The organism is Flavobacterium sp. CHNK8 (assembly GCF_019774515.1).
Classification (GTDB): Bacteria; Bacteroidota; Bacteroidia; order Flavobacteriales; family Flavobacteriaceae; genus Flavobacterium; species Flavobacterium tiangeerense.
This window is the reverse complement of sequence record NZ_CP081492.1, coordinates 2,304,139-2,319,463: the sequence shown is the minus strand read 5'-3', so window position 1 is coordinate 2,319,463 and position 15,325 is coordinate 2,304,139. Positions and strand designations below refer to the sequence as shown.

15 protein-coding genes are annotated in these 15,325 nt (G+C 32.4%); 9 read left to right on the top strand and 6 right to left on the bottom strand.

The annotated features are described in order from the left end of the window. The first annotated feature begins 14 nt into the window (after positions 1-14). Positions 15-842, top strand: coding sequence for a glycosyltransferase family 2 protein (locus K5V07_RS09910; RefSeq protein ID WP_221917345.1), 828 nt, complete (start codon positions 15-17; stop codon positions 840-842). A 149-nt stretch (positions 843-991) separates the two neighbouring features. Here K5V07_RS09910 and K5V07_RS09905 read toward each other — a convergent pair whose 3' ends face one another. Both K5V07_RS09905 and K5V07_RS09900 read right to left on the bottom strand, forming a co-directional pair. Continuing rightward, a complete protein-coding gene (locus K5V07_RS09905) occupies positions 992-1,792 on the bottom strand; it encodes a glycosyltransferase family 2 protein (RefSeq protein ID WP_221917343.1) in 801 nt (266 codons plus the stop codon). Between the two features lie 4 nt (positions 1,793-1,796). Continuing rightward, a complete protein-coding gene (locus K5V07_RS09900) occupies positions 1,797-2,588 on the bottom strand; it encodes a glycosyltransferase family 2 protein (RefSeq protein ID WP_221917341.1) in 792 nt (263 codons plus the stop codon). A gap of 290 nt (positions 2,589-2,878) precedes the next feature. Here K5V07_RS09900 and K5V07_RS09895 point away from each other — a divergent pair, with 290 nt between their 5' ends. After that, positions 2,879-3,610: a lipopolysaccharide kinase InaA family protein gene (locus K5V07_RS09895; RefSeq protein ID WP_221917340.1), complete on the top strand. Its 732-nt coding sequence runs from the start codon at positions 2,879-2,881 to the stop codon at positions 3,608-3,610. Positions 3,611-3,638: 28 nt separating this feature from the next. Continuing rightward, positions 3,639-4,418: a glycosyltransferase family 2 protein gene (locus K5V07_RS09890; RefSeq protein WP_221917338.1), complete on the top strand. Its 780-nt coding sequence runs from the start codon at positions 3,639-3,641 to the stop codon at positions 4,416-4,418. Here the strand turns inward: K5V07_RS09890 and K5V07_RS09885 are convergent. Further along, positions 4,384-5,505: a glycosyltransferase family 1 protein gene (locus K5V07_RS09885; protein WP_221917337.1), complete on the bottom strand. Its 1,122-nt coding sequence runs from the start codon at positions 5,503-5,505 to the stop codon at positions 4,384-4,386. The genes K5V07_RS09890 and K5V07_RS09885 overlap by 35 nt on opposite strands. Before the next feature lie 11 nt (positions 5,506-5,516). Then, positions 5,517-6,332, bottom strand: a complete 816-nt coding sequence (locus K5V07_RS09880; RefSeq protein WP_221917335.1) for a 2,3,4,5-tetrahydropyridine-2,6-dicarboxylate N-succinyltransferase — start codon at positions 6,330-6,332, stop codon at positions 5,517-5,519. Positions 6,333-6,552: 220 nt separating this feature from the next. Between K5V07_RS09880 and ruvX the strand changes: the two genes are divergently transcribed. Together ruvX and K5V07_RS09870 are read left to right on the top strand one after the other, a co-directional pair. Next, positions 6,553-6,969 (top strand): Holliday junction resolvase RuvX, encoded by a 417-nt coding sequence (gene ruvX, locus K5V07_RS09875; RefSeq protein WP_182651640.1) that lies wholly within the window; start codon positions 6,553-6,555, stop codon positions 6,967-6,969. 118 nt (positions 6,970-7,087) lie between these two features. Then, on the top strand, positions 7,088-8,581 hold the full coding sequence (locus tag K5V07_RS09870; protein ID WP_221917334.1) for a malate:quinone oxidoreductase: 1,494 nt from the start codon (positions 7,088-7,090) through the stop codon (positions 8,579-8,581). 63 nt (positions 8,582-8,644) lie between these two features. Here K5V07_RS09870 and K5V07_RS09865 read toward each other — a convergent pair whose 3' ends face one another. Beyond that, positions 8,645-10,858 carry an FUSC family membrane protein gene (locus K5V07_RS09865; RefSeq protein ID WP_221917333.1) on the bottom strand — a complete coding sequence of 738 codons (2,214 nt, stop codon included), beginning with the start codon at positions 10,856-10,858 and terminating at the stop codon, positions 8,645-8,647. A gap of 192 nt (positions 10,859-11,050) precedes the next feature. Here K5V07_RS09865 and def point away from each other — a divergent pair, with 192 nt between their 5' ends. The 4 genes from def to K5V07_RS09845 all read left to right on the top strand — a co-directional run bounded on the left by def (position 11,051) and on the right by K5V07_RS09845 (position 14,587). Further along, on the top strand, positions 11,051-11,638 hold the full coding sequence (gene def, locus K5V07_RS09860; protein WP_086453103.1) for a peptide deformylase: 588 nt from the start codon (positions 11,051-11,053) through the stop codon (positions 11,636-11,638). Positions 11,639-11,722: 84 nt separating this feature from the next. Then, positions 11,723-12,208, top strand: coding sequence for a DUF5606 domain-containing protein (locus tag K5V07_RS09855; protein ID WP_221917331.1), 486 nt, complete (start codon positions 11,723-11,725; stop codon positions 12,206-12,208). Positions 12,209-12,284: 76 nt separating this feature from the next. Then, positions 12,285-13,058: a nucleoside triphosphate pyrophosphohydrolase gene (gene mazG, locus K5V07_RS09850; protein WP_221917329.1), complete on the top strand. Its 774-nt coding sequence runs from the start codon at positions 12,285-12,287 to the stop codon at positions 13,056-13,058. Between the two features lie 80 nt (positions 13,059-13,138). After that, positions 13,139-14,587 carry an APC family permease gene (locus K5V07_RS09845; protein WP_221917328.1) on the top strand — a complete coding sequence of 483 codons (1,449 nt, stop codon included), beginning with the start codon at positions 13,139-13,141 and terminating at the stop codon, positions 14,585-14,587. Between the two features lie 11 nt (positions 14,588-14,598). Here the strand turns inward: K5V07_RS09845 and K5V07_RS09840 are convergent, their stop codons facing one another. Continuing rightward, complete coding sequence (locus K5V07_RS09840; RefSeq protein ID WP_221917326.1) at positions 14,599-15,279, bottom strand: Crp/Fnr family transcriptional regulator; 681 nt, start codon at positions 15,277-15,279, stop codon at positions 14,599-14,601. Between the last annotated feature and the right edge of the window lie 46 nt (positions 15,280-15,325).

Below are 15,325 nucleotides of genomic sequence, written 5' to 3'. Positions count from 1 at the left end.
ATTTAAATTTTAAGATGAGTAAAATATCGATAATTACGGTTAATTATAATGAAAAGGAAAGCTTAGAGAAAACAATCAAAAGTGTTATAAATCAATCTTGGAAAGATTTTGAATTTATTATAATAGACGGAGGAAGTACAGATGGTAGTAAGGATGTTATAAAAAAATATCAAGATAAAATTTCATTTTGGGTTAGTGAACCTGATGCAGGAATTTACAATGCAATGAACAAAGGAATAAGAGCTTCTAAAGGGGAGTTTGTTATTTTTATGAATGGAGGTGATTGTTTTAGTAACGACTCTGTTTTAGAGGAGATTACACCAATGCTGAATGATGAGTTTGATGTTTATTATGGGGATAATTATAATTCTAGGCATGATCAACATAAAAAAATAATAAAATATCCTGAAAAATTAGATTTTACTTTTTTTTATTACCGGACTATAAGTCACCAATCTACTTTTATAAGAAAAAAGCTTTTTGACGAGCATTTTTATTATAATGAAAATTTTAAAGTCTCTTCAGACTGGGAATTTTTTGTATATACACATTGCTATAAAAATGTGCCATATAAATATTTAAATAAAGTGGTTTCTGTTTTTGATTGTAATGGGATTTCTTATGATCCAAAATTTGCAAAAATAATTCAAGAGGAAAGAAATCAAACATATCAAAAATATTTCTCTGCTTTTATAAGTCAATATGAAAATAAAATAGATTTTAATTCCAAAAGATTTCAGCATTTTTTACACATCAAGCAACATAAAATTACATGGTTAATTTTAAAAGGAGTAATGAACTTATTGCTATTATTTATCCCTAAGTTAAAGAAAGAATACTAAAATGAGGTCTTTATTTTTATAAAATGACAGGCCTTTTTTGTGTTATATTAGTATTGACTATCTCCCTTTAATTTTAATTTAAGATAAAAAGAACAATAAATTTAATGTTTTATGAATTTAGAAAGTATTAAGTTTATTTACGTTAAAGTTTATTTATTTTCTTTTACAATTCCATTTTCGCACCAAAAAGAAGATGTTGACTTATTCTTGTCTAATATAGCATTATTTTGTCCAATGTTGTTTTTATCTTGCTCATTGTGATGTAGATGATATTGAATTCCTGCTAATCTTAATTTTTTTAAACCAACTCCTTTTTTTATTAGTCGGGAAGCAATTTCTGAGTCTTCTCTTCCCCAGGTGGTAAACTGTTCGTCATAGCCGTTAACTTCAAGTAAATCGTTACGCCAAAAACTCATGTTGCACCCTCTAACTTTAAATATTAATTTTTCAATTGGTGCTGTTTTTGAATTTATAAAACAATTTACAAAAGGTAAATACACGGCGTTGAATCTGTTTTTTATTTTTTTTGAAAAAGGATTAAAAAAAATCTTTTCATTTTTTAAGGTTTTGATCGTAGTTTCCTTTGAAAGTAATACCCGAGGTCCAGTTAAAAAACTGTTTTTCTTGGCATTTTTCAGATGATCTTTAATGTAATTTTTGTGCAAAATAACGTCACCATCAACTTGAATGATGTATTCAAATTTTGCATTTGCTATGGCTTTATTTCTTATTTTGGCTAGTCGAAAACCTTTATCTTCATGCCAAATATGAACAATATTTAGTCTTGAATTTTTGCTAAAGGCCGAAATTAAGTTTTTAGTTTCCTCTCTTGATCCATCATCTGCAATCAGGATTTCATTAGGTAAAACAGATTGGTTTTCAATACTTTTCAATACTAAAAGTAGTGCTTCAGGCCAGTTGTAGGTAGCTATTATTAATGAAACTGTCATTTTATTATAATTCGTTAATTCCGTTGGTAGCTTTTTTTTTATTGCTTGAAATCACTTCTTGTATTAAATCATTATGTGCAACTTCATTTTCTCGTGCGCGTTCGGGATGATAGATATGGTTAACAAAACCGTAATGTTTCATTTTAATTTTGTAAACCGAGTTGTTTATCAATCGAGTTGCAAATTCTTCATCTTCATGTCCCCAACCAATAAGATTATTTTCATAACCATTTATTTTTAAAGCATCTTCTCTCCAATAGGCCATATTGCAGCCCAGCATTTTTCTAGAATTTTGCTGAGGTGTTGCAAGTAGTTTAGCAATATAATAGTTTCTAAATCCGTTAAAACGATTTTTGATATCACTATTAAACAGTGAAAAGTGTATTGATTTTGTTTCTAATAGTTTTTGAGACAAACTAATTCCCATTCTTGTTCTGCTGCCTCTAACAAAATGTTCTTTCTTAGCAAATTTCAGATGATCTTTTATGAAATTTTTGTTTAAAATAAGATCTCCATCAACTTGAATGACGTATTCAAACTGTGCTTTCTTTATTGCTTTGTTTCTAATTTTTGCCAATTGAAAACCATTGTCCTCATGCCAAACGTGATGTAATGGCACAGGGAATTTTTTTTGGAAAAAGGTAACAACTTCTCGAGTTCGTTCACAGGAACCATCATCAGCTATTATAACTTCGTTTGGGAGTACTTTTTGATATAATACACTTGACAAACATAAATAAAGTGCGCTTTCCCAGTTGTAGGTTGAAATAATTAAGCTGATTGTAGGTTGTGGCATATTTTAAATTAAACTCTAGTAAAACACCATCAATTACATTATTGTACCGTGTTTTTTTTATTGTTATTAAAGCAAATGTAATTTTAATTTTTAGATAATCAAATCTCTCTGGAATGTCTTTTTTGTGTAAAATTGATCTTTTAAGATTAGATTTGAACTTGCTTGAGCATTATTAATTTATGAAAGTACTACGTTTTCTTGATTTAAGTTCGAGTTCAAAAACATTTGAACTCAATAAGAAAAATAATTTATACATTCGGTAATACATTTCAGTTTAATATATTTGTCAAATGGACGAAGAATTACAAGCAATCATTAAAAACTTTTCTCAAACAGGAACAATTTTCTTTGGTGGGAAACGCAATACGATAAAAACGTTTAGTTACAATGGAGAAATTATTAACATTAAATCATTTAAAATCCCCATTATTTTAAATGGTTTTATTTATAAATATTTTCGAAAGTCAAAGGCCAAACGGTCATTTGAAAATGCTTCTATTTTGAGTAAGAAAGGCATTGGTACTCCAAAACCTATTGCTTACAAGGAAAATTTTAAAGGTGTTTTATTACGAGATAGTTATTATGTATCCGAACATTTAAATCACGATTTTACTTTTGAAAGTATTTTTCATGATCTCCCTCATTTAGACAAAGATAAAATGTTGCGAGGTATTGCTCAGTTTACGTTTAAATTGCATGAAGAAGGGATTGAATTTTTAGATCATTCACAAGCAAATACTCTTGTAAAAGTTGATGCTGATGGCAATTATAACTTTTATTTGGTTGATTTAAATAGGATGAAGTTTCATGCTACAATGTCATTTGAAAAAAGAATGCGTAATATGCATAAACTTACACCAGATGAAAAAATGATTCAGATTATTAGTAATGAATATGCCAAGCTTTATGGACAGCCAGAAGAAAAGGTATTTTCTACAATGATGCAATACACAAAAGAGTTTTACACCCATTTTTACAAAAAACAAGCTTTAAAAAAGCGACTCAAATTTTGGAAAAAATAATTTTATTTTCCTTTTATAATGCTATCAAATGAACCAAAAGATATCTGTTTTTATCATTACTCTTAACGAGAATCAAAACATTGCAAGGTGTTTAGAAAAGTTGTTTTGGGCTGATGAAATTATAATAGTAGATTCAGGAAGTAGCGATGAAACTGTTCAAATAGGGTTGTTGTACAAAGCAAAAATCATTTTTCATAAGTTTGAGAACTTTGGTAAACAAAAACAATTTGCATTGTCACAAACCAAAAACGATTGGGTGTTATCTATTGATGCTGATGAGGTTCTCTCAGATTCACTTGTAAACGAAATTCAAAATACGGTTTTTACCTCTGAATTTGTTGGGTATACAATACCTAGAACACATGTTTTTTTGGGTAAAGTTTTTAAGTTTGGAACTGAAAATAAACGTCCTGTACTTCGCCTATTTAATAAAAAAAACGGTTTTTTTATTGAAAATAAAGTACATGAAACTGTTATAGCACAAGGAAAAACAAGGAGTTATGAAAATGAAATGCTGCATTACACTAGTGAAGATGTGACAAAAGGAATCAGTAAATGTGTGAATTATGCTTTGTTAAGTGGAGAGTTTATGTTTGAAAAAGGTAAAAGAACATATTTTATCAAACTACTTTTCAAATTCCCTCTTGAATTTATTAAAGTATATTTATTTAACAGAAATTTTTTAAACGGTTACCAAGGATTCGTATGGAGTATGTTTTCAGCACTTGGAAGTTTTTTGAAATATGTAAAACTGTGGGAATTACAACGTAAATCTATTCATTCTCCAGCTCCTGGTATACATTCATAACTTGACGAGCTATATTTTCATCATTAAATTTTTGCACAAATTCAAAACCTTTTTCTATCATATTTTTACGAAGCTGTTTGTCTACCAATAATTTTTGAATGGCATTTTCAAGATCTATTACATTTGTAGGGTCAATATATACGGAATTGGGTCCGCCTGCTTCTGGGAAAACCCCACCTTGAGTTGTAATTACTGGAGTTTTTGAATATAATGCTTCAATAATAGGGATTCCAAAGCCTTCATATAAAGATGGATAAACAAAAATCTTAGCTTGTTGATACAGTATAGCCAGCTCTTCAAGAGTTAGTCCTTTCAAGAAGATTACTTTTTGTTCTAAATTGTGTTTCTTGATGTAACTTTTTACTTCAATGGCATAATCGGTTTCTTTACCTACAATTACTAAACAAGTATCTATATTATGGAGTGTTTTAACAGCTATTAAAATATTTTTTCTAGTTTCAATAGTACCCACGTTAAGAATAAATTCTTTTGGCAGATTGTATTTTGATACAACCTTTTTTTTATCGCTCTCAGTGAATTCCTTTTTGAAAATAGCGTGGCATCCTTGGTAAATTACCTTTATTTTTTCGGGATCAATTTTTAAAAACTCAACAATATCATCTTTTGTTTGTTCACTAATTGCAATAACCACATCTGCTTGATGCGCAGCTTTGTTGAATTTATAAAAGTGAATTTTGCGATCAAAAAAGGAATATAAATTTGGAAATTTTACAAAAATTAAATCGTGAATGGTAACCACACTTTTTATACTGGCTTGGTTTAGTCCAGAAGGAATTTCACCAGATAAACCATGAAAAATCGTAATGCCATCTTTTGTTAAATCCTTTATAACTCCTTTTTGTCTCCATAAATTATAAAATTTTTGGTAAAAAAGAGACTGAGGTTTTTTCTCGACAACATTGATGTTATTAGTTTCAAATAATGTTTGTGATGCCTTTTTTGGATTGTACAAGGCATAAGTATTATCAGGATAATATTGGCTTAGTAAGCGTATCAAATCACGACTATAGTTACCAAGTCCTGTTTTGTTATGAAAGATTCTTTTTGCTTCAAAGCCAATATTCATCTGATACTTATTTAAACTGCTACGTCATATTCACGTAAAGCATTATTTAATGATGTTTTTAAATCTGTTGATGGTTTGCGGGTTCCAATAATTAGGGCACAAGGCACTTGAAAATCACCTGCAGGAAATGATTTTGTATAACTTCCTGGAATTACTACAGAACGAGCAGGTACGTATCCTTTCATTTCAACTGGAGTTTCTCCAGTAACATCAATAATTTTTGTAGAGGCAGTCAAGCACACATTAGCACCAAGAACGGCTTCTTTCCCAACATGCACACCCTCAACTACAATACAACGAGAGCCAATAAAAGCCCCATCTTCTATGATTACTGGAGCTGCTTGTAATGGCTCAAGTACACCACCTATTCCTACACCTCCACTTAAGTGAACGTTTTTACCAATTTGAGCACAACTTCCTACTGTAGCCCAGGTATCTACCATAGTTCCCTCGTCAACATAAGCGCCAATATTCACATAACTAGGCATCAAAATTACACCGCTTGAAATGTAAGCTCCATAACGCGCTACAGCATTTGGTACTACACGAATTCCTTTTTCGGCATAGTTTCTTTTTAATAGCATTTTATCGTGGTACTCAAAAATTCCAGATTCCCAGGTTTCCATTTTTTGGATTGGGAAATACATCACCACCGCTTTTTTCACCCATTCGTTTACTTGCCATCCATCGCCAAGGGGCTCTGCAACACGTAATTTTCCTGAGTCTAAAAGTTCTATAACTTCTCTAATAGCATCTGTTGTTGGGGTTTCTTGTAACAAGGCACGATTTTCCCAAGCTTGCTCTATAATTGTTTGTAATGGATTCATCTTTTAATGATTTTTTGGCAAAGATAGGATTTTTAGCCAAAAGCAAAACAGTTAAAAACAGACTAAAATGTTACAGATCTAACTTTAATTCGGGGTGTTATTTGATGATAATTTTTAATGTGAGGTTAGTTTTTAAAGGTGTTTTGGATTTGAATTTTAGTTATGATAACTGTTATTTAAGTATGATATTCAAAATTCGTACCTTTGAAAAAAAAATATAATGCCAAGAATACTCGCTATTGATTACGGACAAAAAAGAACAGGAATTGCAGTTACTGATGAAATGCAAATTATTGCATCAGGTCTGACAACAGTCGCTTCTAGTACTGCAATCGCTTTTTTAAAAGATTATTTTGCTAAAGAAAAAGTAGAAGCTGTTCTAATAGGAGAGCCCAAACAAATGAATGGACTACCCTCTGAAAGTGCTTCCATTGTCAAAGGATTTGTGACTCATTTTACCAATCATTTTCCGGATATGAAAGTCATTCGCGTAGACGAACGCTTTACCTCTAAAATGGCTTTTCAGTCCATGATAGACAACGGAATGAGTAAAAAACAGCGTCAAAATAAAGCACTTATTGATGAAATTGCAGCAACTATAATGCTGCAAGATTACCTAAATAGAAAATCTTTTTAAGGTTCAAGAGAATATGTTGACTTTTTGAGAAAAATGTTTGAAAAATGTAACTTTTTGGTTCAGTTTTATACTTTTTTTTGGAATTTAATAATTTATCTTTGCATTTTAAAATCTTATTATGCCTGATACAACGATACGTACCCACAGTGAAGTAGTTCTTATAGGAGCTGGAATCATGAGCGCCACTCTAGGTTTAATTTTAAAAGAGTTGAAACCTGATATTACAATTGAAATATACGAACGATTAGATATGGCAGCTGCCGAAAGTTCTGATGCATGGAATAATGCAGGAACTGGTCACTCCGCTTTTTGTGAGCTAAATTATACTCCAGAGGGCGAAGATGGTAGTATTAATCCAAATAAAGCGATAAGCATTGCTGAGTCGTTTGAAGTTTCAAGACAATTTTGGGCTTACTTAGTTCAAGAAAATAAAGTTCCCTCGCCTGAAAAATTCATCAAAAGCATTCCTCATCTCAGTTTTGTTTGGGGCGAAAAAAATATAGATTACCTTAAAAAAAGATTTGAAGCCTTGCAAGCCAATCCTCTTTTTAAGGAAATGATTTTTAGCGAAGATTTTTCTGAATTAAAGAAATGGATGCCTCTAGTAATGGAAGGCAGAGATGAGTCTGATAAAGTTGCTGCTACTACAATGGCAATTGGTACCGATGTGAATTTTGGAGAATTAACTCGAAGTATTTTTAATTACCTTACTAGTCTAGATGGTGTTACGATTCATTTTAATCATGAAGTTCTAAAGCTAAGACAGAAAGATGATAAATCTTGGAGAATTAAAATAAAGAATTTGGCTAACGGTCAAATACGTAAAGCATATACTAAGTTTGTTTTTATTGGAGCAGGAGGAGGTTCTTTACCTTTACTTGAAAAAGCTGATGTTCCAGAAGGAAAAGGATATGGTGGATTCCCAGTAAGTGGTCAATGGCTAAAATGTACTAATCCTGATGTGATTGCAAAGCATCAAGCTAAAGTATACGGTAAAGCTAGCGTGGGCGCTCCGCCTATGTCTGTACCACATATTGATTCAAGAGTTATCAATGGAGAAAAACAATTGCTTTTTGGACCATTTGCAGGTTTCTCAACTCGGTTTTTAAAAAATGGTTCTTATTCTGATTTGCCTTTGTCTATAAAGACAGATAATATTATACCTATGATTGCAGCGGGTATCAAAAATATTCCGCTTACTAAGTATCTGATAGAACAAGTACGTCAATCTCAAAAAGATAGAATCAATGCTTTACGTGAGTATGTGCCAGGTGCACGCTCTAAGGATTGGGTTCTAGAACGTGCAGGTCAGCGAGTTCAAGTTATTAAAAAAGATGAAAAGGAAGGTGGAATACTTGAATTTGGTACCGAAGTAATTACAACTGCTGATGGAACATTATCGGTATTGCTGGGTGCTTCGCCAGGGGCATCTACTGCTGTTTCTATAATGATTGACTTGATTAGTAGGTGTTTTGTAGACGAATATCAAACTCAAGAATGGCAAGATAAACTTAAAGTTATGGTGCCATCTTTTGGACAAAAATTAAATGAAAACCCTGAACTATTAAAAGAAGTTCGTGAAAATACGGCCAAAGTATTGAAGTTAAATTAATATTTAGGCGATTCATATTTATAAAAAAAACGCTAGAGCATATTTCATGTTCTAGCGTTTTTTTTAGCTAATACTCTTTAATGTTTGTGTGGTTTGAACTATTTTTTCAGATAAATTAATAAGCCACATGAGTTGTTCTATAACTAGTTGCGCCTCTTGCATAATCGAGTCAAAATCAGTTTCAGTGCTGCTTTTATGTATGCTGATTTCTCTTTGTTGAATATTTTTTAGTTCTGTGAATCGTAGTTTTAATTCGTTTACAGATGCAGATTGATTTGCTGGATTATTACCATTCAAAGTTTCGATAGCATTTTCTAAATTTTGAATTCCTGTATTTACTACTACATTAAATGATTCTGATGCCGCAGTAGTTTTGTGGGATTGAATATAAGTACCTAATGAAGCTATCGACGAAAGTAAAGAGTGGTTTAAAACGGCTAATTCATACACTTGTTCTAAGTGTAATTGTTTTGTTTTGGGTTCTTGAACCATTCTTTGGTAACAAGCCATTAGATTTCCTATTTCTATAAACGCATTTTTTCGAGCTAGTTTGTAGGGTGTTGATAGCGTACCTTTGGTATTGTAATAAATAGAGATTTCTTTTAAATAGTTTTGGTTGGCAAGTACTGCCTTTTTAATCGTTGCGGGAGCGCTCAAAAATTCCCAAGTAGGCCATAAAAAATAATTGGCCACAGCTGCAAGTAAAGCTCCTACAAGAGTATCTACAATTCTATACTGTACAAGTTCATTCACGTTTGGAGTTAGTATTCCGTAAATAAAAACCACATACATGGTTACAAATGTAGCCCCGATTTTATAATTAGTTTGTGAAAATGCAAACCCAAGCAGCATACATAGTACAGAAAACATGCTAATTATAAAATTATCTTTAATGAAATATAGGATTCCAAAAGCAATAATTCCACCAAGGATAGTTCCAGTTATTCGTTGAAACGTGCGTTCTTTAGTTAAACCATAACCTGGTTTCATAATCACAATAATGGTTAACAAAATCCAATAAGCGTTTTGAAAAGGGAAGTAGTTTCCTAGTGCTAATCCTATTATTAAGGTAACTGTTATTCGTAATGAATGCCTAAATATGGATGATGAAAAACTGAGGTTTTCTATTAATGTTGTCCATGGGTAATGTTGAGGGGTTAAAAATTTCTCTATATCCTTGTCAAGACCTTTGTATTCAAGTGTGTTATAATCTCTTGTAAAAGCATGTTCAATAGTCTTGATTTTATCAACTTGTTTGTCAGCATACTGTAACATGGTGGTTAACATAAAAACTCCTTCGGCTGCTTGTTGTTTACCAAGTGTTATCTCGTATTGAGTGATAACAATTTGCAAGGCATTTATGTCTTCCCAAAAGGAAAGTTTATCGAGTTGTGTTTTTCCTTTTTTAATACTTTTTGAAAAATTCTTTAGGCTTGACGCCAAATGGTAAGCCAATTTTTGATAGGTAGCTAACACTTTTGGATGATCATCAAATTTATCATGTAGTTTTTCATGATCAAATGCTGTTGATAAAGCCAATTCAAGAATTTCAACTAGGCAAATAAAGACAACAAGCATTTTTCTATTTGCAGCAGAGGAGCCATTAATGCTATGATTGGGTATTAATACTTCTCTTATATTCTGATGAATGACATTGAGTTCTACCTGTAAATGAAGCTGCTTTTCGGTAATTGCTTTTCGATCTGCATTTAAGGACCACAAATCACCCCTAAGTTTTAAATATTTTGCGGTAAGTTTCATGCATTCCTGTATTTGCAGTTCTAAATACCTATTTGGTTTTAGATAATGAAACACAAGAGAAACTAGTAAATAAAAAATCCCACCAGCAAAAATTAAAAGCGCGTGAAAGAACATGGGCCAACCCGATGTTGTATTAGAAAATGCTAATGCCAGAGCTACCAAGCAAGAAAAAGATAACATACTAGCCCTTTGACCATAGACAGATACAATTGCAATAGAAAAAATTAATAAAGTAATTATGGGGTAGAAAAAGACTTTATAAGGAAAAAATATATTGACAAAAAGTGTAATAATAGAGGTTGATATTGCTGTAAGCACTATGCCATACATTTTTTGGTTTAAGCTACTTGCTATGTCACTAGGATATGCAAATATGGCTCCTAGTGCAAGTACAAAACCTATATTAAACATCTCAAAATAAGTGAAAACAACTACAGGGATTACTGCTGCAATAGTAACTTTAAGAGCGTTTGTAAAGGAAGCTGTGTCTATAAATTTTTGAATCAGTGTAAGCATATCTTTAGGTTGTTACAAAGATAAGATTTGAAAAAGTTATAAGCGTTATAAACAGCGTACTTCTGTCTAAAAGATTTAATTTATTTTAAAAATTGATAGTATAATATTCATTGTTTATTTTTTACTATTTTTGCAAACTGAATAAAAAAGCTGGATACCATATTTTTTAGCTCCTAATTTTAACACTGTACAATGATTTTACCAATTATAGCTTACGGCGATCCCGTTTTAAGAAAAACAGGAGAACTTGTTACTGCAGATTTTCCTAATCTAAAGGAAATCATTTCAAATATGTATGAAACCATGTATAATGCTCATGGTGTGGGTCTTGCAGCTCCTCAGGTAGGTCTTGCTTTACGCATATTTGTAATAGACACAACTCCTTTTAGCGATGATGATGAACTAGATTCTACAGAGCAAAATAAATTGAAAGGGTTTAAAAAAACTTTTATCAATGCTAGAATGGTAAAAGAAGAAGGGGAATTATGGAGTTTTAATGAAGGATGCTTAAGTATTCCTGATGTAAGAGAGGATGTTTACAGAAATCCAACGATTACATTAGAGTATTGCGAAGAAGATTTTGTAATGAAAACTGAAGTATTTGACGGACTCATAGCCCGTGTAATTCAGCATGAATACGATCATATTGAAGGCGTTTTATTTACGGATAAAATTTCGTCCTTAAAAAAGCGATTGATTCAAAAGAAATTAAAAAACATATTAGAAGGAAAAACTTTTCAGGAGTACCGAATGAAATTTTTCGGAAAAAAGGGAAGATAAGTCGAGCTAAGACAAGCGTGGTACAATTTTTGGGTACCCAAATAAAATTAATTAATCCAATTTTCAATAACAATTACACGAACCATGAATTTAGAAAAAATATTAGCCATTTCAGGAAAACCAGGTTTATACATTTTGAAAGTACAAACTAGATCAGGATTTGTGGCTGAGTCATTAGCTGATGGAAAAAAAATTACAGTAAACTTAAAAAGTAATGTAAGCTTACTTTCTGAAATTTCAATTTATACTTACGAAGGTGAAAAACCATTATCTGAAATCATGCAAACTATTGCAGATAAAGAAAATAAAGGGGAAGCTTTATCACATAAAGCTGAAAACGCAAAATTAATGGAGTATTTCAAAGCCATTTTGCCTAATTATGATGAAGATAGAGTATACCCATCTGATATTAAAAAAATATTAAACTGGTACGGAATTTTACAATCAAAAGGATTGCTTAATGATGATGCTCCAGCTACTGCCGAAGAACCAAGCGCACCAGCAGTTGAAGAGGCAATTGAAGAAGCTACAGAAAAACCAGCTAAAAAAGCAAAAGCTAAAAAAGAATAACAAAAGCTTCAAAATATTTAATCCCATTCAGGACGTTCTTGAATGGGATTTTTTTATTTTTACCAAAACAATTTTGATGAATACTAGAGCCGCACAACTACAAGCATTTGACAAACTTCTTACCATAATGGATGATTTGAGGGAAAAATGTCCTTGGGATCAAAAACAGACCATGCAATCCTTGCGTCATCTTACCATTGAAGAAACCTATGAACTTGGTGATGCCATTTTAGATAATGATTTACATGAAGTGAAGAAGGAATTGGGCGATCTCTTGCTGCACATTGTTTTTTATGCCAAAATAGGAAGTGAAACTAGTGATTTTGATATTGCTGATGTGTGCCATGAAATTGCAGAAAAATTGATACACCGCCATCCTCATATTTACAGTGATACAGTAGTGAAGGACGAAGAAGAAGTCAAGCAAAATTGGGAGAAATTAAAACTCAAAGAAGGTAAGAAATCTGTTTTGGAAGGAGTTCCTAAAAGTTTGCCAGCCTTAGTCAAAGCGAGCCGTATTCAGGATAAAGTGAAAGGAGTAGGATTTGATTGGGAAGAGACGCATCAAGTTTGGGATAAAGTGCAAGAGGAATTAGAGGAATTACAAGTTGAAGTGCAAGCGGGAGATCAGGACAAGATAGAAGCGGAGTTTGGTGACGTTTTGTTTTCAATGATTAATTACGCCCGATTTTTGAATGTTAATCCCGAAGATGCCTTGGAACGAACCAATAAAAAATTCATTAAACGATTTCAATATTTAGAAAGTAAAGCTTCAGAGTTAGGAAAACCTTTAATGGATATGACTCTAGCTGAAATGGATATTTTTTGGGAAGAAGCCAAGAAAATGTAATTGTCAGTTTGCAGTATTCAGTATCTTGTAATCAATATTTAGAGTTTAAAGTATAGTTTTATATAAATTTATAATTACCAATGTCAGAAAATAAAACCGAGTTAAAACGTTCTTTAGGATTGATCGATGCAACCAGTTTAGTTGCAGGTTCCATGATAGGATCAGGAATATTTATTGTAACATCTGCTATGGCCAGAGACATAGGATCGGCGGCTTGGTTGCTCGTAATCTGGATTGTTACCGGCTTAATTACCGTTGCAGCAGCCTTAAGTTATGGCGAGTTAGCAGGGATGATGCCTAATGCAGGTGGTCAATTTGTGTATATTCAGCGTGCATACGGTAGGCTTGTTTCCTTTTTATATGGCTGGACTGTTTTTACGGTAATTCAAACAGGAGTTATTGCAGCTATTGCAGTAACCTTTGCAAATTATGCAGCTATTTTTTTTCCAGTTTTAGATGAAACGCTATTTTCTGTCGGATCGAGTTTTGTTTTTTCGTACCAAAAAGTTTTAGCCATTTTCAGTATTGTTTTACTTACTTATATCAATACCAAAGGGGTTCAAAGCGGTAAAGTGGTTCAACTTGTTTTTACTTCGGCTAAATTAATCGCGTTGTTTGCCTTGATTATATTAGGATTGTATGTAGGATTAAAAACGGATATTTTATCGGATAATTTTGCAAATATGTGGGAAGCTAGCAAAACGGTAGTTAACCCAGATGGAACTGTAACGGTTACAAAACTTGTAGGGACAGCGCTTTTAGGAGCTGCGGGTGCTACTATTATAAACTCTTTGTTTTCCAGTGATGCTTGGAATAATGTTACCTTCATAGCAGGTGAAATTAAAGATCCTAAAAAAAATATACCTCGCAGTCTATTTCTTGGAACAGTAATAGTAACTGTGGTTTATGTTTTGGCTAATGTGGCTTACCTAGCTTTATTGCCTATGCAAGGTTCGCCTAGCGCAAGTGACGCACTGAGCAACGGAATCATGTTTGCTAATAATGACAGAGTAGGTGCGGCAGCAGCAAGTATGATATTGGGAAATGTAAGTGTCTTTGTTATGGCAGGATTAATCATGGTATCCACTTTTGGTTGTAATAGTGGATTAATTCTCTCCGGAGGAAGATTGTTTTTTGCGATGGCAAAGGATGGTTTGTTTTTTAGACAAGCAACAGAATTAAATAAAAATCAAGTCCCAGCCAAAGCCTTGTGGGTACAGTGTATTTGGGCTTGTGTGTTGTGTATTTCGGGAAAATTTGGAGACTTATTAACGTATGCTACTTTTGCATCCTTATTGTTCTATATCTTGACTATTTTAGGGGTTTTTATCCTTAGAAAAAAAGAACCCCATGCTGATAGACCTTATAAAGCATTTGGTTACCCCTTTGTTCCTGCACTTTATATTGTAGTCACGGTGGCTATTTGTCTTACCTTATTAATTTATGACACATTTAATACCGGACTAGGATTAGCTATTGTTGCATTAGGAATCCCTGTTTATTATTTAGCAATGCCTAAAAAACAGTAATATTGAAGTAATTACTCGGCTATTTTTTTGAGTTTAGAAAGGTCTAATAAAACTATTTTTTTGCCACTAAGTTCAATGAGCCCTAGCTTTTTAAAGTCAGAAAGTAGTCTAATGCAGCTTTCTGTTGCGGTACCTATCATGCTAGCTAAATCATCTCTAGAAAGTTGCACTTTTAGGGATGCATCTTCATTTGTTCCGAAAGTATCATGCAAATAGAGTAATGTTTCTGCAAGTCTTTCTTTGACTGTTTTTTGAGCTAGGTTAACCATTTGATCATCGGCTTCTTTTAGATCGCCGCAAATAGTTTTCATCACATTCATAGAGAACTTGTTGTTTTTGTCAAAATATCCCATCACTTCTGATTTTGGAATAAAACAAACCTGCATATCATCAAGCGCTACTGCACTTAAATTAACAGGCTCCTCACTTATCATAGATCTTTGGCCTAGTAATTCACCTTTGGTTACCAGTTTTACAATATGGTCTTTTCCATTGGCGCTAAGCTTGATGAGTTTGCAAACACCATCTTTAATACAGTAAATTCCGTTTACAGTATCTCCTTCCTTAAAAATTATTTCTCCTTTTTTTACAATATGAGACGTTTTACAATCAGATAATTGCACGAGCTCTTGTTTAGTAAGGGCTTTCAAGGAACTGAATTCGCGCACGATACATTGTTCACATTTACTCATGGGTATGATATTTTTGTTATACAAAACTAGCTTTTTATTATGATAA

What these genes read in the sequence shown, in the direction of transcription:
- K5V07_RS09910 (WP_221917345.1), top strand. Translation starts at nt 15, where the DNA reads ATGAGTAAAATATCGATAATTACGGTTAATTATAATGAAAAGGAAAGC.
- K5V07_RS09905 (WP_221917343.1), bottom strand. Translation starts at nt 1,792, where the DNA reads ATGACAGTTTCATTAATAATAGCTACCTACAACTGGCCTGAAGCACTA.
- K5V07_RS09900 (WP_221917341.1), bottom strand. Translation starts at nt 2,588, where the DNA reads ATGCCACAACCTACAATCAGCTTAATTATTTCAACCTACAACTGGGAA.
- K5V07_RS09895 (WP_221917340.1), top strand. Translation starts at nt 2,879, where the DNA reads ATGGACGAAGAATTACAAGCAATCATTAAAAACTTTTCTCAAACAGGA.
- K5V07_RS09890 (WP_221917338.1), top strand. Translation starts at nt 3,639, where the DNA reads ATGAACCAAAAGATATCTGTTTTTATCATTACTCTTAACGAGAATCAA.
- K5V07_RS09885 (WP_221917337.1), bottom strand. Translation starts at nt 5,505, where the DNA reads ATGAATATTGGCTTTGAAGCAAAAAGAATCTTTCATAACAAAACAGGA.
- K5V07_RS09880 (WP_221917335.1), bottom strand. Translation starts at nt 6,332, where the DNA reads ATGAATCCATTACAAACAATTATAGAGCAAGCTTGGGAAAATCGTGCC.
- ruvX (WP_182651640.1), top strand. Translation starts at nt 6,553, where the DNA reads ATGCCAAGAATACTCGCTATTGATTACGGACAAAAAAGAACAGGAATT.
- K5V07_RS09870 (WP_221917334.1), top strand. Translation starts at nt 7,088, where the DNA reads ATGCCTGATACAACGATACGTACCCACAGTGAAGTAGTTCTTATAGGA.
- K5V07_RS09865 (WP_221917333.1), bottom strand. Translation starts at nt 10,858, where the DNA reads ATGCTTACACTGATTCAAAAATTTATAGACACAGCTTCCTTTACAAAC.
- def (WP_086453103.1), top strand. Translation starts at nt 11,051, where the DNA reads ATGATTTTACCAATTATAGCTTACGGCGATCCCGTTTTAAGAAAAACA.
- K5V07_RS09855 (WP_221917331.1), top strand. Translation starts at nt 11,723, where the DNA reads ATGAATTTAGAAAAAATATTAGCCATTTCAGGAAAACCAGGTTTATAC.
- mazG (WP_221917329.1), top strand. Translation starts at nt 12,285, where the DNA reads ATGAATACTAGAGCCGCACAACTACAAGCATTTGACAAACTTCTTACC.
- K5V07_RS09845 (WP_221917328.1), top strand. Translation starts at nt 13,139, where the DNA reads ATGTCAGAAAATAAAACCGAGTTAAAACGTTCTTTAGGATTGATCGAT.
- K5V07_RS09840 (WP_221917326.1), bottom strand. Translation starts at nt 15,279, where the DNA reads ATGAGTAAATGTGAACAATGTATCGTGCGCGAATTCAGTTCCTTGAAA.